The sequence below is a fragment of the Neorhizobium sp. PAMB6630 genome, assembly GCF_058242775.1.
In genome coordinates, this window is the sequence record NZ_CM177836.1 from 3532913 (window position 1) to 3556483 (window position 23571).

The 23571-nt window shown below is 62.3% G+C and carries 25 protein-coding genes; 14 read left to right on the plus strand and 11 right to left on the minus strand.

Features of this window, described 5'->3' with window-relative positions; genetic code table 11:
- The first annotated feature begins 145 nt into the window (after window positions 1–145).
- Window positions 146–718, plus strand: coding sequence for a ribosome hibernation-promoting factor, HPF/YfiA family (gene hpf, locus AC4CWF_RS16830; protein WP_491282773.1), 573 nt, complete (start codon window positions 146–148; stop codon window positions 716–718).
- Between the two features lie 59 nt (window positions 719–777).
- The gene (gene ptsN / locus AC4CWF_RS16835) at window positions 778–1242 is read left to right on the plus strand and encodes a PTS IIA-like nitrogen regulatory protein PtsN (RefSeq protein ID WP_491282774.1); all 465 of its coding nucleotides are present in this window, start codon (window positions 778–780) and stop codon (window positions 1240–1242) included.
- Between the two features lie 120 nt (window positions 1243–1362).
- Here the strand turns inward: ptsN and grpE are convergent, their stop codons facing one another.
- Together grpE and hrcA are read right to left on the minus strand one after the other, a co-directional pair.
- Window positions 1363–2001: a nucleotide exchange factor GrpE gene (gene grpE, locus AC4CWF_RS16840; RefSeq protein WP_491282775.1), complete on the minus strand. Its 639-nt coding sequence runs from the start codon at window positions 1999–2001 to the stop codon at window positions 1363–1365.
- Between the two features lie 112 nt (window positions 2002–2113).
- The gene (gene hrcA, locus AC4CWF_RS16845) at window positions 2114–3205 is read right to left on the minus strand and encodes a heat-inducible transcriptional repressor HrcA (RefSeq protein ID WP_491282776.1); all 1092 of its coding nucleotides are present in this window, start codon (window positions 3203–3205) and stop codon (window positions 2114–2116) included.
- A 176-nt stretch (window positions 3206–3381) separates the two neighbouring features.
- On the opposite strand from hrcA, the gene rph reads away from it, so the two are divergent.
- From rph to hemW, 4 genes are read left to right on the plus strand one after another with little or no spacing between them, the layout of a single operon-like run.
- Window positions 3382–4098, plus strand: a complete 717-nt coding sequence (rph, locus tag AC4CWF_RS16850) for a ribonuclease PH (protein WP_491282777.1) — start codon at window positions 3382–3384, stop codon at window positions 4096–4098.
- A gap of 16 nt (window positions 4099–4114) precedes the next feature.
- On the plus strand, window positions 4115–4522 hold the full coding sequence (locus AC4CWF_RS16855; protein ID WP_491282778.1) for a VOC family protein: 408 nt from the start codon (window positions 4115–4117) through the stop codon (window positions 4520–4522).
- Between the two features lie 10 nt (window positions 4523–4532).
- Entirely contained in the window at window positions 4533–5177 is a 645-nt protein-coding gene (gene rdgB / locus AC4CWF_RS16860) for an RdgB/HAM1 family non-canonical purine NTP pyrophosphatase (protein WP_491282779.1), read from the plus strand.
- A gap of 7 nt (window positions 5178–5184) precedes the next feature.
- Complete coding sequence (gene hemW, locus AC4CWF_RS16865) at window positions 5185–6363, plus strand: radical SAM family heme chaperone HemW (RefSeq protein WP_491282780.1); 1179 nt, start codon at window positions 5185–5187, stop codon at window positions 6361–6363.
- Window positions 6364–6385: 22 nt separating this feature from the next.
- Here the strand turns inward: hemW and AC4CWF_RS16870 are convergent, their stop codons facing one another.
- The 5 genes from AC4CWF_RS16870 to mutM form a co-directional block, all read right to left on the minus strand.
- Complete coding sequence (locus AC4CWF_RS16870) at window positions 6386–7309, minus strand: DMT family transporter (RefSeq protein WP_491282781.1); 924 nt, start codon at window positions 7307–7309, stop codon at window positions 6386–6388.
- Between the two features lie 147 nt (window positions 7310–7456).
- Window positions 7457–8056, minus strand: a complete 600-nt coding sequence (locus tag AC4CWF_RS16875) for a class I SAM-dependent methyltransferase (RefSeq protein WP_491282782.1) — start codon at window positions 8054–8056, stop codon at window positions 7457–7459.
- A gap of 18 nt (window positions 8057–8074) precedes the next feature.
- Window positions 8075–9652 carry a chromosomal replication initiator protein DnaA gene (gene dnaA / locus AC4CWF_RS16880; protein WP_491282783.1) on the minus strand — a complete coding sequence of 526 codons (1578 nt, stop codon included), beginning with the start codon at window positions 9650–9652 and terminating at the stop codon, window positions 8075–8077.
- A gap of 834 nt (window positions 9653–10486) precedes the next feature.
- Window positions 10487–10753, minus strand: a complete 267-nt coding sequence (gene rpsT / locus AC4CWF_RS16885; protein ID WP_491282784.1) for a 30S ribosomal protein S20 — start codon at window positions 10751–10753, stop codon at window positions 10487–10489.
- A 207-nt stretch (window positions 10754–10960) separates the two neighbouring features.
- The gene (gene mutM / locus AC4CWF_RS16890; RefSeq protein ID WP_491282785.1) at window positions 10961–11851 is read right to left on the minus strand and encodes a bifunctional DNA-formamidopyrimidine glycosylase/DNA-(apurinic or apyrimidinic site) lyase; all 891 of its coding nucleotides are present in this window, start codon (window positions 11849–11851) and stop codon (window positions 10961–10963) included.
- Window positions 11852–11991: 140 nt separating this feature from the next.
- Between mutM and ubiE the strand changes: the two genes are divergently transcribed.
- Together ubiE and ubiB are read left to right on the plus strand one after the other, a co-directional pair.
- On the plus strand, window positions 11992–12768 hold the full coding sequence (gene ubiE, locus AC4CWF_RS16895; protein WP_491282786.1) for a bifunctional demethylmenaquinone methyltransferase/2-methoxy-6-polyprenyl-1,4-benzoquinol methylase UbiE: 777 nt from the start codon (window positions 11992–11994) through the stop codon (window positions 12766–12768).
- A gap of 40 nt (window positions 12769–12808) precedes the next feature.
- Entirely contained in the window at window positions 12809–14383 is a 1575-nt protein-coding gene (gene ubiB / locus AC4CWF_RS16900) for a 2-polyprenylphenol 6-hydroxylase (RefSeq protein WP_491282787.1), read from the plus strand.
- Here ubiB and AC4CWF_RS16905 read toward each other — a convergent pair.
- Window positions 14371–14895 carry a P-loop NTPase family protein gene (locus AC4CWF_RS16905; RefSeq protein WP_491282788.1) on the minus strand — a complete coding sequence of 175 codons (525 nt, stop codon included), beginning with the start codon at window positions 14893–14895 and terminating at the stop codon, window positions 14371–14373. The two genes, ubiB and AC4CWF_RS16905, sit on opposite strands and share 13 nt — an antisense overlap.
- Window positions 14896–15023: 128 nt before the next feature.
- Here AC4CWF_RS16905 and AC4CWF_RS16910 point away from each other — a divergent pair, with 128 nt between their 5' ends.
- Together AC4CWF_RS16910 and AC4CWF_RS16915 are read left to right on the plus strand one after the other, a co-directional pair.
- Window positions 15024–16409: a hypothetical protein gene (locus tag AC4CWF_RS16910; RefSeq protein WP_491282789.1), complete on the plus strand. Its 1386-nt coding sequence runs from the start codon at window positions 15024–15026 to the stop codon at window positions 16407–16409.
- A complete protein-coding gene (locus AC4CWF_RS16915) occupies window positions 16406–17215 on the plus strand; it encodes a COG3904 family protein (protein WP_491282790.1) in 810 nt (269 codons plus the stop codon). The genes AC4CWF_RS16910 and AC4CWF_RS16915 overlap by 4 nt, the downstream gene beginning before the upstream one ends.
- Window positions 17216–17218: 3 nt before the next feature.
- On the opposite strand, the gene AC4CWF_RS16920 is transcribed toward AC4CWF_RS16915, so the two are convergent.
- Window positions 17219–17767: a glyoxalase superfamily protein gene (locus tag AC4CWF_RS16920; protein WP_491282791.1), complete on the minus strand. Its 549-nt coding sequence runs from the start codon at window positions 17765–17767 to the stop codon at window positions 17219–17221.
- Window positions 17768–18118: 351 nt separating this feature from the next.
- Here AC4CWF_RS16920 and AC4CWF_RS16925 point away from each other — a divergent pair, with 351 nt between their 5' ends.
- The 4 genes from AC4CWF_RS16925 to coaBC all read left to right on the plus strand — a co-directional run bounded on the left by AC4CWF_RS16925 (window position 18119) and on the right by coaBC (window position 22409).
- Complete coding sequence (locus AC4CWF_RS16925; protein WP_491285462.1) at window positions 18119–19147, plus strand: TRAP transporter substrate-binding protein; 1029 nt, start codon at window positions 18119–18121, stop codon at window positions 19145–19147.
- On the plus strand, window positions 19144–19635 hold the full coding sequence (locus AC4CWF_RS16930) for a TRAP transporter small permease (protein ID WP_491282792.1): 492 nt from the start codon (window positions 19144–19146) through the stop codon (window positions 19633–19635). The genes AC4CWF_RS16925 and AC4CWF_RS16930 overlap by 4 nt, the downstream gene beginning before the upstream one ends.
- A gap of 15 nt (window positions 19636–19650) precedes the next feature.
- A complete protein-coding gene (locus AC4CWF_RS16935; RefSeq protein ID WP_491282793.1) occupies window positions 19651–20934 on the plus strand; it encodes a TRAP transporter large permease in 1284 nt (427 codons plus the stop codon).
- A 263-nt stretch (window positions 20935–21197) separates the two neighbouring features.
- Window positions 21198–22409 (plus strand): bifunctional phosphopantothenoylcysteine decarboxylase/phosphopantothenate--cysteine ligase CoaBC, encoded by a 1212-nt coding sequence (gene coaBC, locus AC4CWF_RS16940; protein WP_491282794.1) that lies wholly within the window; start codon window positions 21198–21200, stop codon window positions 22407–22409.
- Window positions 22410–22415: 6 nt separating this feature from the next.
- Here the strand turns inward: coaBC and AC4CWF_RS16945 are convergent, their stop codons facing one another.
- Window positions 22416–22943 (minus strand): chromate transporter, encoded by a 528-nt coding sequence (locus tag AC4CWF_RS16945; protein ID WP_491282795.1) that lies wholly within the window; start codon window positions 22941–22943, stop codon window positions 22416–22418.
- The gene (locus AC4CWF_RS16950; protein WP_491282796.1) at window positions 22940–23503 is read right to left on the minus strand and encodes a chromate transporter; all 564 of its coding nucleotides are present in this window, start codon (window positions 23501–23503) and stop codon (window positions 22940–22942) included. The genes AC4CWF_RS16945 and AC4CWF_RS16950 overlap by 4 nt, the downstream gene beginning before the upstream one ends.
- Window positions 23504–23571: the final 68 nt, after the last annotated feature.

Sequence of the window (23571 nt, forward strand, 5' to 3'; positions counted from 1 at the left end):
ATTCAGGTCAGGGTCGCCCCGAAGGTAACGCTTGATAAAGGGCAATCGAGATTGAAATCGGCTTAGCCATGCGAGAGACGCTTGGATGAGTGGACCGCTTGACGTAGACTGGCAACGCAAGTCACGACAAGAAGGAAAGAATTCCATGAGTGTGCGTGTATCCGGAAAGCATATGGAAATCGGCGAGACGTTCAGAAAACGGATCGAGGACCATATCGGGGAGGCGGTTACAAAGTATTTTGACGGAGGCTATTCGGGGCAGGTGATCGTTGAGAAATCCGGCTCCCGTTTTGCAACGGACTGCAAGCTGCACCTCGATACCGGGGTCGTGCTGCATGCCGCAGGCGAGGCCAACGATCCGCAGATAAGCTTCGACGCAGCGGCCGTGCGCATTGAAAAGCGCATCCGCCGCTACAAGCGCAAGCTGCGCGATCACCATGCTGGCGAAAGCCAGAACGGTTACGCGGAAATCTCCTACACGGTGATGGACAGCGTGCCGGATGAGGCAGACGAAGTGCCTGAGGATTTTGCGCCAACCATCGTGGCGGAAAGCTCCAAGCCTCTGAGGACCATGACCGTCGCAAGCGCTGTCATGGCGCTCGACATGACTGACGAACCGGTGCTGTTTTTCCAGAACCCGGGCAAGCAGTTGAACATTGTTTACCGCCGCAACGACGGCAATATTGGTTGGATCGACGCCGCCAGTATCAAGGGATAGCCTGACGGGAGTGCCTTCGGGCACTCCCAATCCCCCTCGGGGGCAGAAGGATGAAAAGAATGGCGTTGGCAGACCTGTTGCAACAAGATGCGATCCTCCCGGCCCTGAAGGTGAATTCCAAGAAGCAATTGCTGCAGGAACTGGCGCTCAGGGCCTCCAAGCTGACCGGCGTGCCGGAGCGGGAAATCTTCGACGTCATCTTGCAGCGCGAGCGGCTGGGCTCTACCGGCGTTGGACACGGCATTGCCATTCCGCACGGCAAGCTCGGTACGATCGGCTCCATAAAGGGCCTGTTTGCCCGTCTGGAAACGCCTGTCGATTTCGAGGCACTGGACGATGAACCGGTCGATCTGGTGTTCCTGTTGCTCGCCCCTGAAGGTGCTGGCGCCGATCACCTGAAGGCGCTGTCCCGCATCGCCCGCGTGTTGCGTGACCAGGAACTGGTCGCCAAATTGCGCGCCACCGATTCGGCCTCCGCGATCTACGCCTTCCTCAACGAAGAACAGGCCTCGAACGCCGCCTGATTTTTGTCGCCCTGCCTGCGGCCGCTGGCCGCACCGTGCGAACCCCAAGCCTTCACCCACACAAAAAAGGCCCGCCTCCTTATCGGAAACGGGCCTCTTGTTCGTGCGAGATGATGGCGATCAGTTGGTTTCGCCAGCAGCTGCCGCTGCGTCACCGGTTTCCACCGCCTTCGGGCCGCCCTTGGAGACGCCCACCATCGCCGGGCGCAGCACGCGCTCACCGATGACGTAACCGGCCTGCACCACCTGCATCACGGTGTTGTTGGCAACGGTCGTGTTGGGGATCTCGAACATCGCCTGATGGAAGTTCGGATCGAATTTCTGGCCTTCCGGCTCGATTTTTTTCACGCCGTGGCGCTCCAGCGCCGAGAGCATGGCGCGCTCGGTCATGTCGACGCCTTCGATCAGCGCCTTCAGGCCCGCATCGCCGGTTTCCTTCGTCTCATCAGGAATGGAATCGAGCGCCCGGCGCAGATTGTCGGACACGGCCAGCATGTCGCGGGCAAAGGCCGTCACGGCATAGGACTTGGCGTCCTTGATCTCGCGGTCGGTGCGTCGGCGCAGGTTGTCCATCTCGGCGGCCAGCCGCAGGAAGCGGTCGCGCAGCTCGGCATTCTCAGCCTTCAGGGTTTCGATCGGATCGGGCGCCTGCGCTTCGGTGTTCTCCGTCGCGCTCTCGTCCAGCGCCGCAGCCACGGCTTCGGCCGTGTTCTCGTTCGCTGTTGCGTCAGGTCCGTTTTTGGTCGTCTCGTCGGTCATGACGTTCTCCGGTAGAGGGTTGGGATTTGTGCCCGATATCGAGGTTTGCGCCTCAAAAATCAAGACGCAAGGCCGATTAAGCGCAAGGAGAGCGACATGGGCGTGAAGGCGGTCAGAGCGGCTTGCGCGTCAACCGGGCCAGAAGCTGGGCGGTATAGTCCACCATGGGGACAATACGGGAATAATTCAGCCGCGTCGGGCCGATGACGCCGACGGCCCCGACGATACGGTCTTCCTCGTCGCGGTAGGGGGCGACGATCAGCGACGAGCCCGACAGCGAAAAAAGCTTGTTCTCAGAGCCGATGAAGATGCGCACGCCCGGCCCGCTCTCGGCCAGTTCGAGGATTTCGATCAGGCTGTCCTTCTTTTCGAGATCATCGAACAGAAGCCGCAACCGGTCGAGGTCTTCGGCACCACCAAGGCCTTCGAGCAGGTTTGCCCGGCCGCGCACGATGAGGCGGGTGGGTTTGCCCTCCTCGTTGTCTCCCGACCAGATGGCAAGCCCGCGCTGGACAAGATCCTGCGACAGGGCATCCAGCTCCGTCAGCACTTCGTCCTTCAGGCTTTTGAGCTGGGTGCGCAGTTCCGGCAGCGTCTGCCCGGCCAGATGCGCGTTCAGGAAATTGGCCGCTTCCGTCAGCTGCGAGGAGGTCACGCCGGCTGGAAGCTCGATGATGCGGTTTTCCACCTGGTTATGCTCGCCAACCAGGATCGCAAGCGCCTTCGTTGGCTCAAGCCGGATGAACTCGACATGTTTCAGCACGGAATCGCTTTTGGCGGTAATCACGATACCGGCCCCGCGCGACACGCCAGAGAGCATGCGGGTTGCCTCGGTCATCAGGCTTTCCATCGGCTGGGCCCGGTCGACGGCGCGGATCTGCCGCTCGATATCGGCCTGTTCCTCGATGGAGAGATCGCCCACCTGCATGAAGGCATCGACGAAGAAACGAAGCCCCGTCTGTGTCGGCAGCCGGCCGGCACTGACATGCGGCGCATAGATAAGGCCAAGCTCTTCCAGATCGCTCATGACATTGCGCACGGAGGCGGGAGACAGCGACATCGGCAACAGCCGCGACAGGCTGCGCGAGCCAAGCGGTTCGCCGGTATCGAGATAACTTTCCACGATGCGGCGGAAGATCTCGCGCGAGCGGTCGTCCAGCAAGGCTGTGCTGCCTTGCCCTGAACCTGGTGTATGAACGCCCATCTGCCGCATGTCTTCCGATCAATGACTTTTCCATGACAAATATAATGTCTCTCTAGCCTTTGGCAAAACGGAATCCGCTTAGGTTGCCGCAAACAACCCTTTCGATACCGGGTTTTTCTTTGCAAAAGCGCGGGCAGCGCCTTAAGACGCCTGCACAGACCCTTCAGGAGAACCCCATGCGACCCTCAGGCAGAAAAACCGACCAGATGCGCAAAGTCAGTTTCGAGCGCAACGTTTCGAAACACGCGGAAGGCTCCTGCCTGGTGAAGTTCGGCGATACGCATGTTCTGTGCACCGCAAGCCTTGAAGAAAAGACGCCACCATGGCTGCGCAATTCCGGCAAGGGCTGGGTCACAGCCGAATACGGCATGCTGCCGCGCGCCACCGGCGACCGCATGAAGCGCGAAGCCGCAACCGGCAAGCAGGGCGGCCGCACGCAGGAAATCCAGCGCCTGATCGGCCGTTCGCTTCGCGCGGTGATCGATCTGGAGGCGCTCGGCGAAAAGCAGATCACGGTGGATTGCGACGTCATCCAGGCCGATGGCGGCACCCGCACCGCTGCCATCACCGGCGGCTTCATTGCGCTGCATGATTGCCTGAAGTGGATGGAAACGCGCCAGATGATCAAGCTCGATCGCGTGCTGAAGGATCATGTGGCCGCCATTTCCTGCGGCATCTTTGCCGGACAGCCGGTGATCGATCTCGATTACCTCGAAGACTCGGCTGCTGAAACCGACGCCAATTTCGTCATGACCGGCGCCGGCGGCATTGTCGAAGTGCAGGGCACGGCCGAAGGCAAGCCGTTTTCCCGCGAGGAACTGCTGAAGCTTCTCGATCTCGCCGCCGCCGGCACTGCCGAACTGGTGGCCCTGCAGAAACAGGCGATCGGCTGAACCGGAGGGCGCTGCAATGATCGAGGGCATTCTGGAAACGGCACTTTACGTGGATGATCTCGACGCGGCCGAGGCCTTTTATGGCGGCGTGCTGGGGCTTGAAAAGATCACCCGCGCCGAGAACAGGCATGTGTTTTATCGCTGCGGCCCCGGCGTTCTCCTGGTGTTCAACCGGGCAGAAACGGTAAAGCCGCCGCCGGAAGGTGCCCTACCGGTTCCCCCGCATGGCACGACCGGTGCGGGACACGCCTGTTTTCGCGTCGAGGAACGGGCGCTCGATCATGTGGTTGAAAACCTGATTGCATCAGGTATCGCCATCGAATCCGATTTTCACTGGCCGGGCGGCGCCCGCTCAATCTATTTCCGCGACCCCGCCGGCAACAGCCTGGAATGCGCAAGCCCTTCGCTCTGGAACATTCAATAGGACATCTGCGATGCGCAAGCTCGAGACCCGCACCATCGTCGTTGCCAGCCACAATGCCGGCAAGATCCGCGAAATCGCCGACCTGATCGGCCCCTTCGGCTTTTCGGCAAAATCCGCCGCGGAGTTGAACTTCGCCGAGCCGGACGAGACCGGCACGACATTCGAGGAAAACGCTGCGATCAAGGCGCTCGCTTCGGCCAAGGCCTCCGGCCTGCCTGCCCTCTCCGACGATAGCGGTCTCGTCATCGATGCACTGGATGGCGCCCCCGGCGTCTACACCGCCAACTGGGCAGAAACCGCCGATGGCACCCGCGATTTCCAGATGGCCATGCAGAAGGTGGAAACTGCGCTGGCAGACAAGGGCGCTGTCGCCCCCGAGCAGCGCACCGCCCGTTTCGTCAGCGTGCTCTGCCTTGCCTGGCCGGATGGCCACACGGAAATGTTCCGCGGCGAGGTGGAAGGCACGATCGCCTGGCCGCCCCGCGGCACGGCCGGTTTCGGCTACGATCCCCTCTTTCAACCGGAGGGGTTCGACACCACATTCGGTGAAATGAGCGCAGACGAAAAACATGGCTGGAAGCCGGGCGACGAACACGCCCTCTCCCACCGCGCCCGCGCCTTCAAGATCTTTGTCGAAACCTGCCTGGAAGGCTGACACACCCGTGCTGACCGACGCCCCTCTGCTGCCCGATACCGGCGAACCGGGCTTTGGTCTTTACGTCCACTGGCCGTTCTGCGCGGCAAAGTGTCCGTATTGCGATTTCAACAGCCATGTCCGCCACCAGCCGGTGGACCAGCCGCGTTTTGCAGCCGCCTTCCTCAAGGAAATGGACACGATGCGGGCGCTGTCTGGCCCGAAAACCGTGACGAGCATTTTTATGGGCGGCGGCACGCCCTCGCTGATGGACCCGAGGACGGTCGAAACCATTCTGGACGGCATCGCCGCGCGCTGGCATGTGCCCGCCGGCATCGAAGTCACCATGGAAGCAAACCCCTCGAGCGTCGAGGCGGATCGTTTTCGCGGCTATCGGGCAGCCGGCGTCAACCGCGTTTCGCTTGGCGTACAGGCCCTGAACGACCGCGACCTCAAATTTCTGGGCCGCTTGCATGATGTGGCCGACGCGTTGAAAGCCATCCGCCTGGCACGCGAAATCTTTCCGCGCATGAGTTTCGACCTCATCTACGCCCGCCCCGGCCAGACGGTGGAGGAGTGGGAGCGCGAGCTGAATGAGGCGGTGTCTTATGCCGTCGATCACCTGTCGCTCTACCAGCTGACCATCGAGGAAGGCACGCCGTTTTACGGGCTGCACAAGGCCGGCAAGCTGGTGGTGCCCGATGGCGACCAGTCGGCCGAGCTTTACGAGGCCACGCAACAGATCACCGAAGGGTTCGGCATGCCGGCCTATGAAGTGTCGAACCACGCAAAACCCGGCGCCGAAAGCCGCCACAACCTCACCTACTGGCGTTACGGCGATTATGCCGGCATCGGTCCCGGTGCCCACGGACGGCTGACGACGAGCGGCTCAAAGCTTGCAACGGCCACCGAACGCAAGCCGGAAGCCTGGCTGGACCGGGTGGAAGCCGAAGGCCACGGCATGGTGGACGAGGAAATGCTCGACTACCAGGCGCAGTCGGACGAGCTTCTGCTGATGGGCCTTCGCCTGCGCGAGGGCATCGATCTCGTGCGCTGGCGCGCGCTGTCCGGCCGCGACCTTGATCCCGCACGGGAAGAGTTTTTACTGGGACACGGGTTTCTTGAACGGCTCGGCAATTCGCGCATCCGCTGCACGCCCTCGGGCATGCTGATCCTCGATTCCGTCGTCGCCGATCTCGCCAGCTGACGAGGAGGAGGCTGGCTGCCGATCAGGCAGCCCGCTGCCGTTTCCCGACAAGACGGCGCCAGAGCCTGCCGTCAATGGCCGCAAGGCCGATCCCGATCAGAACGAGACCGACGAGATGGCGCAGCGCCAGCTGCTCGCCAAGCACCAGCGCGCTCAAGAGAATAGCGCTCGGCGGAATGAGGATGGTCACCAGCATCAAATTGGTGGCACCGGCGGTGGCAAGAATGCGGAAGAACAGCAGATAGGCAACAGCCGTGGAGAGCAGCGCAAGACCGAAAAGCGCTGCCCATGTTTCCATCCCGGCGGACGGCAGGGTCCAGGGCTTTTCGAAAAAGAGCGCCAAGGGCAGGAGCAGGATGGCAGACGTCGTCACCTGCCCTGCCGCCGGCATGATCGGCGCCAGCCCCATGCGCTTGAAGCGACGGCCAAAGAGACCCGCAAAAGCATAGGAGACAGCGGCCGCCAGCACCGCAAGTTCGCCGCCAAGATCGCCGCCGACATGGCCGAGCACGGAAGGCCCGATCATGGCGACGACCCCGGTTATGCCGATCACCACACCGGCGATGCGGTTGGCCGTCAACTTTTCATCCGCCGTCAGCCAATGGGCAATCAGAACGCCAAACAGCGGTGTCGTGGCGTTCAGGATCGCGGCAAGACCGCTTGCGATCTGCGTCTGGCCCCAGACGATCAGCGTGAACGGAATGGCGTTGTTCAAAAGTCCCATGCCGAAAAAGGAAAGCCACACGGTGCGCCCGCGCGGCACGGCAAGTCCGGAGAGTTTCACCACCAGCCAGAGCGCGACGGCGGCCAGCATCACGCGCGCCGTAACGATCGTCAGTGGCGGCCAGGCCTTCACCAGAATGCCGTTGAACAGGAAGGATCCGCCCCAGAGCAGCGACAGGGCGCCCAGCATCAGCCATTCCAGCCCGTTCATCTGTCTCTGCATGGTGTTTTCCTGTCCCTGTTGATGGCGGCCTGCCAAGATCTATAGGCCAGCCAGGGCACGGCGCCACCCGTTTTCCACCGGCTCACCCTTTGAGGGTGCGCCTTGGCGACAATAATCTGCAGCAAAAGGAATGCGGACGCCCCTGCCTTACGGCGCGCGGCGCGCCGTCACATGCAGCCAGCGGGTCGGTATGCGGTCATATCCCGAACCGTCGGTGGCCTCGATAGTGATCGATGACCAGCCTTCGCCATAGGCTTTGCGCAATCCGTCCTCATCCAGGTAATTGTAATAACGGCCCAGCGCATCAAAGCCTTCCGCCTCGCCGGCCTTATAGCTGGCGTAAAAGAGGCCTTCCGGCCGCACTGCCCGGCAAACGGCCTGGAGCACGCCCGGCAAATCTGCGCGCGGCACATGCAGCAGGCAGGCATTGGCCCAGACCGCATCATAGGCGTTGATCGCCGCAATCTCGGAAAACGGCAGGATGGAGACCGGGATGCCGAGCCGTCGCGCAGCTTCCTCCGCCATTTCGGGCGTGCCGTCTGTCGGGGTGACGGCAAAGCCTTGCGAAAGAAGAATGGCACTGTCGCGGCCGCTGCCGCAGCCAAGCTCCAGCACCAGAGCGCCGGCAGACAGTGCCGCCATGAAGGCGGTCAACTGCTGCGACGGCGCACTGTCGCCCGTGTCGGCGGCATAACGCGCCGAATGCTCGGCATAAAAGGTGCGGGTGGCCCCCGGGTCTTCACGCATCGTCCACCCCTTACCAGATCAGGCGTTGTTTTCGTTGATCAGGCGCTTCAGAAGCTCAACCTCGTGGGAAAGCTTCGTATCGCCGGTGATCAGGTCCTCGATCTTACGCACGGCGTGCAGAACCGTGGTGTGATCGCGCCCGCCAAAGCGACGGCCGATTTCCGGGAAGGAACGCGGCGTCAGCGTCTTGGCCAGATACATGGCGATCTGGCGCGGCTTGACGATGACGCGGGTGCGCCGATTGGACACCAGTTCCTGGCGCGACACGTTGTAATGACGCGCCACGATGCGCTGGATGTCCTCGATGCGCACGCGCTTGGCTTCACCTGCCCCCACGAGATGGGCGAGCAGTTCGTCGACACGCTCGAGTGACAGTTCCGGCTCGAAGGAGCGGCGGAAGATCAGCTGGTTGAAGGCGCCTTCCAGATCGCGGCCGCTATTGGCCACATTGCGCGCAACGTGGGCAAGGATGGCATCGGGAATATCGAGCGCCGGATCATCGCTGCGGGCGATTTCCAGGCGACGCTTCAGCATTTCGAAGCGCATCTCGTAATCGGGGATCTCCATCTCGATGGCAACGCCGCCCTGAAGGCGCGACCGCACCCGCGGATCAAGCGATTCCAGCTCCCACGGCGCGCGGTCTGCGGCAACCACGACCTGCTTTGCGCTGTCGAGCAACATGTTGAGAAGATGGCAGAATTCGTTCTGGATCATCTTGCCCTGCAGGAACTGCATGTCGTCGATGATCAAGAGGTCGATATTGCGCAGCGTTTCTTTCAGCGTCAGCGCGTCATTGTCGCGGATGGCGGTGGCAAAGCGCCACATGAAATATTCCGCCGTCAGATAGACCACGCGCGGCATGCGCGGCGAACCGACGGCCGCATTGGCGATGGCCTGCAGAAGATGCGTCTTGCCAAGGCCGACGCCCGAATGGATGAACAGCGGGTTGAAGCGCACGGCGCTCGCACCGGCTTCGGCAATGGTCTTTGCGGCAGCAAGCGCCACCCGGTTTGCCGGGCCTTCGACATAGGTATCGAACGTATAACGGCCATCGAGCGGCGAGCCGAAAAACGGGCCGGCAGCCGATGTCGGACGGGATGTCGCCTGGGAAGACTGCTGCGGGCCAGGAAAGGCGGCAATCTGGCCGATCTCGCGCGGGGCGCTCATGCGGCGGGGGGCTGGCGCCGGGGCGGTCTCGCTTGCAGGCACCATGCGCTGCTCTTCGGTGACCGGACGGGCCGCACGGCTTGCCGTGCGCACCAGGATTTCAACCTTCAGGATTTCACTGTCTTCCGCCTGGAAGATGGTGGTGATCAGATCGAGGTAACGGTTGTTGATCCACGATTTCAGAAAGGTCGTCGGCACCGTCAGGCGCACGACACTCTTGGAAACCGAATGGAGCTTCAGACGACCAAACCAGCTTGCGTATACTTCAGGGCCAACCTGCGCCTTCAGACGTGCGCTGAACCGCTCGAAGAGCGCATCTGGCTTCATTTCGGATTTTTCCCCCGCCGTCTTGGCGCAAACTGAATCGAAAGCCTCAGACACCTGGTTCCCACTCTCCAGCGTCCGGGCTGTAACCGTATTCATCTGCATTCTGTGCCGCCTTCTCATGTTTCATCCGTCGGTCGGCGCATGCCGACCGTCAGGTCATTTTTTTCTATTATCGTCGTTGAAGCCGGTTCTCCTCGTCAGAACCCGCTGCAGCCGCCTTTGTTCATTTTCCCGCAGAACTGCAGGACCGACGTTCCGCAAAAACGGATCGCCGGGTCGGCGCTCCCCTTGCGCCATCGTCAGGTTCGACACCCTCGCAAGGTCGAACCTGAAGCACTCCTTCTTCCTCATGTCCGTGCAACGCCAATGCACGGGCACAAAGAGACTGGCCCGGAATCTTGTCAGATTACCGGCACACAACCTCAAGTTACGTGAAAGAACGGGAAGTCTCCTTAACCCGTCGCAAGAGCCGAAAGACGACGAACCGGTGATCCGGCCCCATCAGATGCTTTCTGGAGAGTTCTCCGCGCCTCTTGCTGGAGTGTATTAAGGCAGGATCGGGGGGGGAGATCAACGATGAATTTTACGCAAAATTAATGGCGCGGCGTTGACTCTGGAGGCCCGATTTGACTCGGAATGGGCCATTCCAAAAGAATCTCAATCGAATCAAAGAGATTCAAAAATGTCACAGTCGAGAAGGGTGCGTGAACGGCCCAAATAAAATTTCGCTTGACTCGCAAGCCGGATGAACGGGTCCGTCACAAACGCCGAGGCCAATGAGGCTCCTCCCGCAAGCCATTGAAAATAAATAGTAATTTCTGTCACGACAATGTCATTGGCCTGCCGGAGGGCCAGACAACAAGTTCTTGCGGGTAAGAATCACAAAAAGCCCGGTCAGGGACCGGGCTCGATTTGTGACAGTCGTTTTGGACGAAATTAAGCCGTCAGGGACTTAACGCGCTGGGCCAGACGCGACACTTTGCGCGATGCCGTGTTGCGATGCATGACACCCTTGGTGGCTGCGCGCTGGATCTCCGGCTGAGCGGCCTTCAGGGCCTCAGCAGCGATCGCGATATCGCCCGTTGCGATTGCTTCTTCGACCTTGCGGATGAAGCCGCGAACGCGCGAACGGCGTGCCTTGTTGACTGCAGTGCGGCGTGCGATCTTGCGGGTCGCCTTTTTCGCCGAAGTTGTATTGGCCATTTCTGCCTCTCTTCGAATTCGAACAAAAACTCCGCCGTCGCCGCGCCTGGTCCTGCGACCTGTCTTCCAGCAATTCGGGAGCAATGGAGGAAGCCGTCAATGGCTTTCCCAACTGTGGGCGGCGATATAACTGGAATATGAAGGCCCGTCAACGCGCAATTTGCGCAGGAGACATGAACCTTTGCCCGTAAGCTGCTGATCGCCGATTCATTTCTGGCAAAGGGCACAGAAGAACGACGACCGCCCGGACTGCACGATGCGCGAGATGGTGCCGCAGCACCCGTCACGCCGGCAGGCCTCACCCTCCCGATCATAGACCGAAAAACTGTGCTGGAAATAACCGAGCGAACCATCCGTCTGGATATGATCGCGCAACGAGGAGCCGCCAGCCGCAATCGCATCGGCAATCACGGCGCGGATGGAATCCGTCAGCAAAATCAGCGATGCCGATGGCTTGCCCGCCTTCGTGACCAGCGTTTCGGCCTTGCGCTGAGGTGAAAGCCCCGCCCGCCACAGTGCCTCGCAGACATAGATGTTGCCAAGCCCTGCAATCACCGTCTGGTCGAGCAGAACCGCCTTCAGCGGGGCTGCGCGTCCTTCAAAACGAGCAGCAAGAGAGGCGGCCTCCAGCGTATTGCCGGTGGGCTCCGGTCCAAGCCCGGCAAAGGCCGGATAAAGATCAAGATCGGCCCGCGGCCACAGGTGCATGAAGCCGAATCGGCGCGGGTCGTTATAGATGACGCGGACGCCGAGGCCATCACGCTCGAGATGGAAAAGCACGTGGTCGTGTTTCTCGTCTTTGGAGCGGGCATGGTGAAACTGTCCCGGCATCTCCTCAAGGCGTCCCTCCTCGATGCGAAAAGAGCCGGACATGCCCAGATGCGCGATGATCGTCATGCCGTCATCGAGATCCATCAGCAGGTATTTGGCCCGCCGGCCAAGGCCTGCAATACGCCGGCCCGCCACCCGCTCGGCAAACGCCTCCGGAAAGGGAAAGCGCAGATCGGCGCGGCGCGTCTCCAGCCGACCGATCACGGCACCCTCCATGCTGGGGGCAAGGCCGCGTCTGACGGTTTCCACCTCTGGCAATTCAGGCATGGGCTCCCTAACTTCCTGTTTCCAACAGTGTGCTGCGTGCTCTATAGACCAGCGCCACAGTGTCGCAAGCACGCCAAGAGATAGTATCGCCCCGCCGACTTCGCTATGGTCGGCGAAAATCGACAGGATGGAGCATTCCCATGGCCGAAAGCCGAACCTCTGCCAATGGCGGCATGGAAACGTCCTATGGCTTCCGCGACGTAGGCGAAGGCGAAAAGCAGGCCCTCGTCAACGATGTCTTCCACAAGGTGGCAAAACGCTACGACATCATGAACGATGTGATGTCGGCGGGCCTGCACCGGGTGTGGAAGGATGCGCTGATCGCCGCCCTCAACCCGCGCAAGGATCCGGCCTACAGCGTGCTGGATGTAGCCGGCGGCACCGGCGACATTGCGTTCCGCATCGTGGAGGCCTCGGGCCGACAGGCGCAGGCCACCGTGCTCGATATCAACGGATCGATGCTGGCCGTCGGCGCTGAACGGGCCGCAAAGCGCAAGCTCTCCGACAATCTCACCTTCGTGGAAGCCAATGCCGAGGAACTGCCCTTCGAGGCCGGCACGTTCGACGCCTATACGATCGCCTTCGGCATCCGCAACGTGCCGCGCATCGATGTGGCGCTGTCGGAAGCTTTTCGCGTGCTGAAACGCGGCGGGCGGCTGCTGGTACTGGAATTTTCCGAGGTGGACATGCCGCTTCTCGACCGGATCTATGACGAGTGGTCGTTCAAGGCCATTCCGCGTTTCGGCAAGATGATCACCGGCGATGCCGAACCCTACCAGTATCTGGTCGAATCCATCCGCAAGTTCCCCAACCAGGAAGATTTTGCCAAGATGATCCGTACTGCCGGTTTTTCGCGCGTCACCTACACCAATTACACCGGCGGCATCGCGGCCCTTCATTCCGGCTGGAAGCTTTGAACCTGATGGCAAATACCGGTCAGAGAGCTGAGGGCACGGAATGAGCACGCTTGGCGCCTATTTTCGCCTGACCCGCGTCGGCTGGGTTCTGGTGCGCGAAGGCGTGGTGGCAGCGCTTCCGACGGAAGGCCTGCCGCCCATCGTCGGGCTTGCCAAATCCGTCGCGCAGCTTTTCACCCGCCCGACCTCGATCCAGGAAAGCCGCAGCGTGCGGCTGACGCGCGCCGTCGACCGCCTGGGCCCGTCCTACGTCAAGATCGGCCAGTTTCTGGCGACACGGCCCGATGTGGTCGGCGTCGATTGGGCGCTCGACCTCTCCATGCTGCAGGACCGCATGGCGTTTTTCCCGACGGAAAAGGCCAAGGCTGCCATCGAGACCTCGCTTGGTCGTACCATGGACGATCTTTACGTCCGCTTCGATGAGCCTCTGGCCGCCGCCTCCATCGCGCAGGTTCACCAGGCCCGCGTGCGTTATCCCGACGGCGAGCGCAATGTGGCGGTCAAAGTGGTGCGCCCCGGCGTTCGCCAGCGTTTTGCCCATGATATCGAAAGCATGTACCTCATCGCGCGCATGCAGGAGCGCCTGATGGCGTCGTCGCGGCGCCTGCGCCCGGTTGAGGTAACGCGCACGCTGGAGCAGACCACCAAGCTTGAAATGGATCTGCGCCTTGAGGCGGCGGCTCTCTCGGAAATTGGCGAAAACACCAAGGACGACCCCGGCTTTCGCGTGCCAAAGGTCGACTGGGAACGCACCGGACGCGACGTCATCACCATGGAGTGGATCGACGGCGTCAAAATGTCTGACATCGAGGGCCTGTGCGCTGCCGGCCACGATCTCGAAAAACTTGCCGAAACCCTCATCCAGTCGTTCCTGCGCCACACGCTGCGCGACGGCTTTTTCCATGCCGACATGCATCCGGGTAATCTCTTCGTCGATCCGGACGGCATGATCGTTGCCGTCGACATGGGCATTGTCGGACGGCTTGGCAAAAAGGAACGCCGGTTCCTTGCCGAAATCCTCTATGGCTTCATCACGCGTGATTACCTGCGTGTCGCAGAAGTGCATTTCGAGGCGGGTTACGTGCCCTCCCATCACGACGTCGCAAGTTTTGCCCAGGCCATCCGCGCCATCGGCGAACCGATCCATGGCCAGCCGGCCGAAACCATTTCCATGGCCCGCCTGCTCGCCTTGCTGTTTGAAGTGACCGATCTCTTCGAGATGCAGACCCGGCCGGAACTCATCATGCTGCAGAAAACCATGGTGGTGGTCGAAGGCGTGTCGCGCATGCTCGATCCGCGTTTCAACATGTGGAAGGCGGCAGAACCCGTCGTCGGCAGCTGGATCCGCGATAATCTCGGGCCCAAACGCATCGCGACCGATCTGCGCGACGGGCTGAAGGCCGCGATGAAACTGGCCGAAGCGGCGCCTGAAATCGCCGCAAAAACGGAAAAATTCCACCAGCAGCTGCTGCACATGACCGAACACGGTGTGCGTTTCGACGACGCCACGGCGGAAGCCATCGGCAAATCGGAAGCCAAACACAACCGCGGCGGCCGCGCGGCGCTCTGGGTGATTGCCGCAACGCTCGTTTATATCGCTATTCAGCTGAGCTGAGTTGGCACCAAGTCTGTCAGAACATCCGCCATCTGGGAACGGCTTTCCAGCCGCTGTTTGCGGCCTTCGAATGCCTCATACAGTTCCAGATGCACCTGGTAGCAGCTGGACCCTCCCCTGGTGCGATAGGTGGCTACCCAGTCCAGAAGCTCCTGGAATGTCTCCGGCGAACCGCCGCCCTGAAGGCCCCTGTCTTGAATATTGGCAAGGCATTCGGTCTCCGGCAGATCCGCCCAGATGAGCAGCGTTGTACGCGGCAGGATTACGCGGGCAAGCCATCCATAGACCCCTTCCATCAGCCAGCGATCGCCTGCGGACAAGGTCGTTGCGTCTGCAATCACCTCCCCATGATCGCGGGCGATCCCGTAATGCCCCGGCTGCCAGCGAATATCATCCAGATGCGTGACCGGAAGGCAAAGCTGCCTGCCCATCGCCCGCGACAGCCATGTCTTGCCTGCACCGCCATTGCCGATGATCAGGATACGCTCCGCATCCTCCGTCAATGTGGTCATGTCTCTGTCTCCGGCATATCGTCATTTACCGTAACGTGCAGAATGCTGAACCTCTAAACCACGAGGGCCTTCATTTTGCCCGCTTCTTCATGGTTTGTTAAGAAAACATTCCTCGGAGAAAATCATCCATGGCGCTTGGCGCTTCGCACCGGCTGCATGACGGGGTTGCCGCCGTCGAAACCATGACGCGATTTGCGCTGGCCGTTCTGGCGCTCGCCTCCGGCGTCTATACCTATCTCGGCGTGCGCAGCATTCTCGACGGTTCGCCGACGGCGGTGTTCTTCGCCGCCATCATCTATTCCGGCTCCGTCTCTGTCGCCATCTATGCCTTCTGGTCCTATATGGCGCGGTTTTTCCCGCATGTGACGGGTCCGGCCGCGCGCGGCGCCATGCTTGGCGTCATGGCGCTCGGCTGTGCCATGATCATTGCCATGTCGAGCTGGCTCAACGCGGCAGCGCTTGCCGGTTCCGCAGCCCTTGAACAGCATCTGGCCGAAACCGTCGAAGGTTATACGGGCGATCTCGACCGCGCGCACCAGAATGCGCTCGCCGCCCAGAGCCTGCTGCCCGATATCCAGCGCGCCACGGAGCGTTTTGCCCAGTTGGCGGACGCCGAGCGCCAGTCCGGCGCGCTCACCGGCACGACAGGGGCCGGCAGCGTCGTGCAGCTGCTGTCGCAGATGTCGGCGCAATTGAAGGAGCTTGGAACCGGCATCGTCGCCTCGCGCGAGCAGGTGGCAAACCTCTTCGAACAAGGCCAGAAGCGGCTGGAAACCATGCGCACGCTGGTCTCCGCCCCCGGTGCTGTCGCCCCGCGCGCCGACCAGTTTTCGTCCGAAGTGGTGGCGCTGACGGGCGTCATCACTTCGCTCAACCAGACCTCGATTGCCCCCTCCATCCGCCGCGCCGCCGACGACCTGTCGCTCGGCTTCATCGCGCCTGTTGCCGATGGCCAGGCAGCCGATCTCGCCAGCCGCCAGGACCAGGTGATGGAAACCATCCGCGCCTCCGTCACGGCGCAGTCAAAAGTCCTGTCTCAGGCCGCCGACGAAATTCTGGCCCGCCCGCCGGTGGCCGAGCGGCGTTTCGTGCCGCTGTCCTCGGCCGAGGCCGTGCTGCGTTACGCGTCCGATTTCATTCCCGCCTGGGCGGGCGCCATCTCCATCGATCTTCTGCCGGCCGTCCTCGTCTTCATTCTGGCAACCGTGCATGGCGCGATCCGTCGGCAGGAGGAAAAGCTGCCCTTCTCGCACCGCATCACGGCGGCCGAGCTTCTGGAGGCACTTCAGGTGCAAAGGGCGCTTGCAGCCCATGGTATCGACGTGGAGGAAGCTGTTGCGAGCGCCGACCGGCGCGACGCGGCACGCTTCAAGGCAAGGGACGATGTGCCGCCGGCCGAGACGAGCGACAGTCCTGCGCCTGACGTGGCGTCCGCAGACAGCACCCTGACGGCGGATGACAACGTCACCAGCCTCGAGCGCAGCAAGCTGCCGCGCAAAGGCCCGCCCGCATGAGGCCGGGACAGGCCTTTTCCGGCGCATGGCGCGCCCTTGCCCGCGCCGATGACGGTGTGCTGATGCGTGGTGCCTTCTACGGCCTGCTGGCAACTGCCGCCATCTTCCTTTTCGTCGATATCCGCGAGTTTGCCAAGGAAACAGCCGCAGCGGGGGAGGAATACGGCCCCGGCTACGATCCGACGACCGATCAACCGGTGCTGCCGCCGGCGCTGACCGACGGCAAGCCTCAGGATGCCCCTGTGGAGCCGCAGACCGATGCGGCGACGCTGCGCCAGCCGATCCGCTTCGAACTGACCGGAGGCGGCGTCCTGAAGGCGGAAGGCGCCATCGATCCGGGAGCTGCCGGGCGTTTCAAGGCAGAGATCGAGGCGCGCGGCGAATATGTGAAGGTCGTGTTGCTGGATTCGCCGGGCGGCGCTGTGGACGATGCACTCGCCATATCCGTGCTCATCCGCGAGAAGAAGCTGACGACGCGCGTCGCAACAGGCGCGCTCTGCGCCTCCTCCTGTCCGCTGGTCATGGCCGGTGGCACGGTGCGCGAGGCGGAAAAGGACGCCGTGATCGGCGTCCATCAGGTGTTTAATGGCGGCACCACGCGACCAACCGCCGAAGAGGCCATGGCCGGCGCGCAGGCAACCACGGCCCGCGTTGCCCGCCATCTGGATGCGATGGGCATCGGCGCGGGCCTCTGGTTCCACGCACTGGAAACCCCGCCGGACCGGCTCTATTACCTCTCGCCGGCGGAGTTGAAGGAGTTCAAGCTGGTAACGGAGCCCCCGCCGGCCGTGGCGCGCAAGAAATGATCGTCAGCTTTTGACCGCGCGATCGGAGAAGATGATCCGGTTGCTGAACGGGTCTGTCACCATCATGTCGAGCCCCCATTGCATCTGCTCCAGGCTTGGACGCGTGAAACGGCACCCCTTTTCCGTCAGCTCGCGGTGGAAGGCGCCCACGCCCGAGACGGGCACATAAACCTTGGCACCGGGCGAGGCATCGCCGGCATGTTCGCTGAGGTGCAGGATGAGCGCGCCACGCGACACCTGCATATAGACCGGGAAACCGGGACCGTGGCGATACTCCCAATCCAGCCGGAAGCCGAGAAAGTCGCGGTAGAATTCCAGCGCCATGTCGACGGCAAAGATCCGGATCACCGGAATGCCCGGCTGAAGCAGCACCGGCTCCGGTTTTGCCTCGCCCGCCTCGGCGATCCTGGCGGCCAGAATGTTCCAGTCATCATAGCCGAACTGGCTGGCCACCAGTTCCAGCGCCCTTGAATGGCTGATGGAAATTTTTTGTTCTTCAAGCCCTGCCCGAAGGGCTTTGGCCATGGCCTTTGCATCGCGAAAATCGCGCATGTCGTCATCTCCTTTGACGAACGGCACTATCAGGGCCCGCATTGCTGATCCGTTCGTCGCTGAAAATGAACGCATGTTCGATGCGCGGGGCGACACAGTTTCAAGACGCGTTCACCGGGCGCTTTTTTAAAGCGCTGCGGGCGGCAGGCCGCGTCCGGGCCTTCCGTTCTTCTAGCGCGACATCGGGGCTGTTGCAACGCGCTTGCGCTGCAACCTTCTGAAGCGGCAGGGGCGAAACAGCGCTTGCAGTTTCCTGTCTTTTCGGTTCAACTGCGCGGCATCGCCAAAGAATTTGAGGCTTCAACAAAGAAGCCCGGGAACAGCTGAAACCAACCGGAGCCCGTGAAGATCATGCGCCTTGCCCGCTACGTCCTGCCCTTGGCCCTTGCCGCCTCTGCCGCCCTCCTGTCTGCCACTGCATCCATGGCAGAGACGCTCAACATGGCCAACTGGCTGCCGCCCACGCATCCGCTCGTAACCGATGTCATGAAGCCCTATGCGGATGCCGTGAAGAAGGCGACCGAAGGACGCGTGACGGTCAACATCATGCAGGCCCCGCTCGGGCCGCCGGCCGCCCATTTCGATTTCGCCGTCAATGGTGTCGCCGACATCACCTATGGCGTTCAGGGCTATAATCCGGGCCGCTTCAAGACCACGAACATCGCCGAAATCCCCTTCCTCGGCGATACCGCAGAATCCATTTCCGTTGGCTACTGGCGCGTCTTCGACAAGACGCTGCGCAAGGCCGGCGAATATGACAAGGTCCATGTGCTTGGCGTCTTCACCCACGGCCCCGGCCAGATTTTTCTGAAAGGCCGTGACGTCTCCGGGCCTGAGCCGCTGAAGGGCGCCAAGATGCGCGTCGGCGGCGGCATCGTGGCCGATCTCGTCAAGGCGCTCGGCGGCGTGCCGGTCGAGGGCCCCTCCTCCAAGACCTATGAGATCATGTCGAGCGGCGTGGCCGACGGCATTACCTTTCCGTTTGAATCGGTTGCCTTCTTCAAGCTGATCCCGATGCTGGATACCGCGCTTGTGGTGCCCGGCGGCCTTTACAACACCTCCTTCTACGTGGCGATGAACAAGGCCAAGTGGGACGCGCTCTCGGATGCCGACAAGAAGGCGATCGACAGCGTGTCGGGTGAAGCGCTGGCGCGTCTGGCCGGCAAGGCCTGGGATGCCGCCGATACCGCCGGCAAGACTGCCATGGATGGTAAGATCAAGTTCGTTCCCGCAACGCCCGAGCAGGTGAAGGCGATCGAGACGAGCCTGAAGCCCATCGTTGATGCCAAGCTTGCAGAGACCGCCTCCACCGGCATCGATGCGGCAGCCGCCGTGTCCGCCATGAGGGAAGAGATCGCCAAGGCGGCCAAGGGCCAATGAGCGACAAGGCACAGCCTGCGGTCATAGCCGGCAAGGGGCTGACGCGAACGCATCTAGCGCTTTCGGTGATCTGCGGGCTGATGCTGCTGGCGATGATGTTCGTGACGCTGATCGATGTCGTCGGGCGTTACCTGTTCAACAGCCCCTTGCAGGGGGCAACCGAACTGACGGCGCTGCTGCTGGTCTCGACCATCTTCATCGGCCTGCCGGCCGTTTGCCTGGACGAGGAAAACGTCACCGTCGACCTCGTCACCGACCACCTGCCCGCCTTCATCCACCCGGCGCGCCGGTTCGTCGTGCGGCTGCTGTCGGCGGTGGTGCTGATGCTGGCCGCCTGGCGCATTTTTGCCTACGGGCAGGCGCTCTCCTCCTATGGCGAAACCACCGTCAGCCTGCATCTGCCGGTGGCGCCCTTTGCCTATCTCTGTGCGGCCGCGACAGCTGTTGCGGCGCTCATCACGCTGCGGCACGCCGTTTCCCGTTCCTGACCTGAAAGAAACGCCATGAGCTGGCCGATCGGATGCCTTCTCTTCCTGGTGCTGATGTTTGCCGGCGTGCCCATTGCCTTTGCCATGGCGCTCGTCGGCTTTGTCGGAACCCTGTCGATTATCGGCATGGCACCGGCACTGTCCCTGCTCGGCCAGACCTTTTTCGACAATGGCCGCGAATATTCGCTCTCGGTCCTGCCGCTCTTTCTGATGATGGGCAATTTCGTCGTGCAGTCGGGCGTGGCGGATGATCTCTACAAGGCTGCCCATGCCTGGCTGCGGCACCGCAAGGGCGGCCTTGCCATCGCCACCATTCTCGCCTGCGGTGGTTTTTCCTCGGTCTGCGGCTCCTCGCTTGCCACGGCCGCCACCATGGCCAAGATCGCGCTGCCCTCCATGCGCCGCTACAATTACCCCGACGCCCTGTCCACCGCCTCGATTGCGGCCGGCGGCACGCTCGGCATTCTCATCCCACCCTCGGTGATCTTCGTTTTCTACGGCATCATTGCCCAGCAGGATATCGGCAAGCTGTTTCTCGCCGGCATCATTCCCGGCATCATCGGCATGGTCGGTTATACGATAGCCGTGATGATTTCGGTGCGCGCCCGTGGCCTTGATCTGCCGACCGAGGAAAAGCTGCCGCTGCGCGACCGTCTTCTGGCCACGCGCGGCGTCTCCGGCGCTCTCCTGCTCTTTGCCTTCGTCATGGGCGGCATCTATCTCGGCGTCTTTACCGCAACCGAATCCGCCGGCATGGGCGCAGCCGGCGCCATGGCGCTCACCGTCCTCAAGGGCCGCTTCCGCCTCAAGGAAACCTTTCGCACGCTTTATGACACGGCCAAGAACACCGCCATGATGTTCTTCATCCTGTTCGGTGCGCTGACCTTCACCAATTACGTCAACCTGTCGGGCATGACGGGAGACCTGCAGGCAGCCCTTTCCGGCTTTCAGAACCCCTGGGCGATCATCTTCATCATCCTTGCCATCTATCTCGTGCTCGGCTGCCTCCTGGAAAGCCTGTCGATGATCACGCTGACCGTGCCGATCTTCTATCCGGTGGTGGCGGCTGCCGGTTTCGATCTCATCTGGTTCGGTGTCTTCGTGGTGGTGGTGACGGAAATCAGCTACATCACGCCGCCGGTCGGCATGAATGCCTTCGTGCTGCGCTCGGTGGTGAAGGACGTGCAGCTCTCGACGATCTTCCGGGGCCTCGTGCCCTTCGTCGCCATGGATTTCGTGCGCATCCTGCTCCTGATCTTCATCCCCGCCATGGCCCTCTTCATCCCGTCGCAGATGTGAACGCGGCGGACGCGATTGCATGTTTGCCGTCAACCGCTTAGGGTCCGGGGCAAAGAGATGGGTGCCACCTCTGGCGTCAGAACCGGCCGCCCCCTCACCCCGCCTCCGCTTTGCTCGGCGGACCTCTCCCCGAGGGGAGAGGCGAACCGCAGGCCTTGCGGCAGCATCCCTTCTCCCCTCGGGGAGAAGGTGCCGGCAGGCGGATGAGGGGGCCAACGGGGGCGCCACGGTATGACCAGCCCTCACACACCCGGGAGAGGCCCATGGAGCTTCAAGACAAACGCATCCTGCTGATCATTTCCGGCGGGATTGCCGCCTATAAGAGCCTCGACCTGATCCGCCGGCTGCGCGAACGCGGGGCAGCCGTGCGCCCTGTCATGACCCGCGCGGCGCAGGAATTCATCACGCCGCTTGCCGTTGGCGCGCTCTCTGCCTCCCATGTCTATACCGATCTTTTTTCCCGCGAGGATGAGCAGGACGTTGGCCATATCCGGCTGGCACGCGACTGTGACCTCGTTCTCGTGGCGCCGGCAACCGCCAGCCGCATGGCGAAGATGGCCCATGGCCTTGCCGATGATCTGGCCGGCGCCGTGCTTCTGGCCACAGACCGTCCGGTGCTGATGGCGCCCGCCATGAACCCGAAAATGTGGGACGCACCCGCCACCCGCCGCAACCTTCAGACCCTGCAGAGCGACGGCATCCACCTCGTTGGCCCAAAGAGCGGCGAAATGGCCGAACGCGGCGAGGCCGGCACCGGGCGTATGGCCGAGCCGCTGGAGATTGTCGCCGCTGTCGTGGCACTTCTGACGCCCGGCGAAAAGCCGCTCGCCGGCAAGACGGCCATCGTCACCTCCGGGCCGACGCATGAACCCATTGACCCCGTGCGCTACATCGCCAACCGCTCCTCCGGCAAGCAGGGCCATGCGATTGCCGCTGCCCTTGCAAAACTTGGCGCCGAGGTCACGCTCGTCTCCGGCCCGGTGACGATCCCCGATCCGGCAGGCGTCAGGACCGTGCATGTGGAAACGGCTGGGGAGATGCTGACCTCGGTCCTCTCGGCGCTTCCCGCCGACATTGCCGTGATGGTGGCAGCCGTTGCCGATTGGCGTGTGGCGTCCTCCTCCGGCCAGAAGATCAAGAAACAGCCAGGCGAAGCGCCGCCGCCGCTGCAGCTTGCGGAAAACCCGGACATCCTCAAAACCGTCGGCCACCATGAAAACCGCCCGCGCTTCGTTGTCGGTTTTGCCGCTGAAACGCAGAATGTCGAGGAAAACGGCCGCCGCAAGCTTGCCGCCAAGGGCGCCGACCTCATCGTTGCCAATGATGTCTCGCCGCAGACCGGCGTCATGGGTGGCGAGCGCAACCGCGTCATGCTGATTGCCGATGCAGGCATCGAGACCTGGCCGGACCTCGACAAGACCGAGGTGGCGCAAAGGCTGGCGGCAACGATTGCAGAGCGGCTGAACGCTCTCTGAGCCCGCTTAGAACCCGCCGAATGCCAGCCCCGCCAGCGCGCCAAACCCCAGCACCGCCAGCGGGTGCGCGCGGGTGAAGGCCGAAAGGCCGGCGGTGACGCCGGTAATGGCCGCCAGCAGCCACGAATGCACCGAGGCCACGGTAATGACGGCGGCACTGGCCGCCACCAGCCCTGCCGTGACCGGCACCAGCCCTGCCTGCACGACGGCCCGCCACGGCCGGTCGCGAAAGCGGTCCCACAGCGTCACGGCAAAGCAGGCAATCAGCGAAGACGGCAGGAATTTTGCCACCGAACTGACGAGCAGGCCGGAAAAGCCCGCCACATGCCAGCCGATCAGCGGCACGATCATCATGTTCGGGCCGGGTGCCGCCTGCGCCAGCGCAAAGAGCGCGCTGAATTCATCGGCCGTGACCCAATGCTGCACCTCCACCACGCGCCTTTGCATTTCCGGCAGCACGGAATTGCCGCCGCCAAAGGCAATCAGCGACAGTTCGGTAAAGATGACGGCAAGCGCAATCAGGGTCGCACTCATCGCGAAAGCCTCCACGACAGGAGAATGGAAATGGGCGCCATCACCAGCATGGTGGCAAGCAGCGGCAGGCGCAGCACGGCGATGGCAAAAAAGAGCGCCGCCACGATGGCAAGGGCCGCCGGCTTCTTGAGAAGCGGCTTCATCACCTTCCAGGCAAGCGCCACCAGCAGCCCGGCAGCGGCCGCCGCAAGCCCGGCAAACAGATGTTCCACATGCGGATCCTGCCGATAGCGGTCGTAGATCGCGCCAAGACAGATAACGATGGCCGTGGGTGCCGCAATGATGCCGAAGATGGAGGCAAGCGCACCGCGCCAGCCCTGAAATTTCATGCCCACCGCCACCGACATGTTGATGATATTGCCACCCGGCAGGAACTGGCAAAGGCCGAGCAGATCGGTAAATTCCGCAGCCGTCAGCCAGCGCCGGTCATCCACCATCATCCGCCGCGCCATCGGCAGCACCCCGCCAAACCCCATCAGTCCGAGCCCGAGAAACCCCGTGAACAGCGCGCCGACGCCCGGCCTCTGCGTCCTGTCTTCGTCTGTGTCGATCATCGTCATGCGCATGCCTCTGCCTGATGAGAGCCCAAGAGGTATCGCGCGTCTGGCACGATGTCCAATATATGGAT

Excerpts from the sequence above, each read along its gene's own strand:
- hpf (WP_491282773.1), top strand. The coding sequence starts at position 146 with ATGAGTGTGCGTGTATCCGGAAAGCATATGGAAATCGGCGAGACGTTC.
- ptsN (WP_491282774.1), top strand. The coding sequence starts at position 778 with ATGGCGTTGGCAGACCTGTTGCAACAAGATGCGATCCTCCCGGCCCTG.
- grpE (WP_491282775.1), bottom strand. The coding sequence starts at position 2,001 with ATGACCGACGAGACGACCAAAAACGGACCTGACGCAACAGCGAACGAG.
- hrcA (WP_491282776.1), bottom strand. The coding sequence starts at position 3,205 with ATGGGCGTTCATACACCAGGTTCAGGGCAAGGCAGCACAGCCTTGCTG.
- rph (WP_491282777.1), top strand. The coding sequence starts at position 3,382 with ATGCGACCCTCAGGCAGAAAAACCGACCAGATGCGCAAAGTCAGTTTC.
- AC4CWF_RS16855 (WP_491282778.1), top strand. The coding sequence starts at position 4,115 with ATGATCGAGGGCATTCTGGAAACGGCACTTTACGTGGATGATCTCGAC.
- rdgB (WP_491282779.1), top strand. The coding sequence starts at position 4,533 with ATGCGCAAGCTCGAGACCCGCACCATCGTCGTTGCCAGCCACAATGCC.
- AC4CWF_RS16870 (WP_491282781.1), bottom strand. The coding sequence starts at position 7,309 with ATGCAGAGACAGATGAACGGGCTGGAATGGCTGATGCTGGGCGCCCTG.
- AC4CWF_RS16875 (WP_491282782.1), bottom strand. The coding sequence starts at position 8,056 with ATGCGTGAAGACCCGGGGGCCACCCGCACCTTTTATGCCGAGCATTCG.
- dnaA (WP_491282783.1), bottom strand. The coding sequence starts at position 9,652 with ATGCAGATGAATACGGTTACAGCCCGGACGCTGGAGAGTGGGAACCAG.
- rpsT (WP_491282784.1), bottom strand. The coding sequence starts at position 10,753 with ATGGCCAATACAACTTCGGCGAAAAAGGCGACCCGCAAGATCGCACGC.
- mutM (WP_491282785.1), bottom strand. The coding sequence starts at position 11,851 with ATGCCTGAATTGCCAGAGGTGGAAACCGTCAGACGCGGCCTTGCCCCC.
- ubiE (WP_491282786.1), top strand. The coding sequence starts at position 11,992 with ATGGCCGAAAGCCGAACCTCTGCCAATGGCGGCATGGAAACGTCCTAT.
- ubiB (WP_491282787.1), top strand. The coding sequence starts at position 12,809 with ATGAGCACGCTTGGCGCCTATTTTCGCCTGACCCGCGTCGGCTGGGTT.
- AC4CWF_RS16905 (WP_491282788.1), bottom strand. The coding sequence starts at position 14,895 with ATGACCACATTGACGGAGGATGCGGAGCGTATCCTGATCATCGGCAAT.
- AC4CWF_RS16910 (WP_491282789.1), top strand. The coding sequence starts at position 15,024 with ATGGCGCTTGGCGCTTCGCACCGGCTGCATGACGGGGTTGCCGCCGTC.
- AC4CWF_RS16915 (WP_491282790.1), top strand. The coding sequence starts at position 16,406 with ATGAGGCCGGGACAGGCCTTTTCCGGCGCATGGCGCGCCCTTGCCCGC.
- AC4CWF_RS16920 (WP_491282791.1), bottom strand. The coding sequence starts at position 17,767 with ATGCGCGATTTTCGCGATGCAAAGGCCATGGCCAAAGCCCTTCGGGCA.
- AC4CWF_RS16925 (WP_491285462.1), top strand. The coding sequence starts at position 18,119 with ATGCGCCTTGCCCGCTACGTCCTGCCCTTGGCCCTTGCCGCCTCTGCC.
- AC4CWF_RS16930 (WP_491282792.1), top strand. The coding sequence starts at position 19,144 with ATGAGCGACAAGGCACAGCCTGCGGTCATAGCCGGCAAGGGGCTGACG.
- AC4CWF_RS16935 (WP_491282793.1), top strand. The coding sequence starts at position 19,651 with ATGAGCTGGCCGATCGGATGCCTTCTCTTCCTGGTGCTGATGTTTGCC.
- coaBC (WP_491282794.1), top strand. The coding sequence starts at position 21,198 with ATGGAGCTTCAAGACAAACGCATCCTGCTGATCATTTCCGGCGGGATT.
- AC4CWF_RS16945 (WP_491282795.1), bottom strand. The coding sequence starts at position 22,943 with ATGAGTGCGACCCTGATTGCGCTTGCCGTCATCTTTACCGAACTGTCG.
- AC4CWF_RS16950 (WP_491282796.1), bottom strand. The coding sequence starts at position 23,503 with ATGACGATGATCGACACAGACGAAGACAGGACGCAGAGGCCGGGCGTC.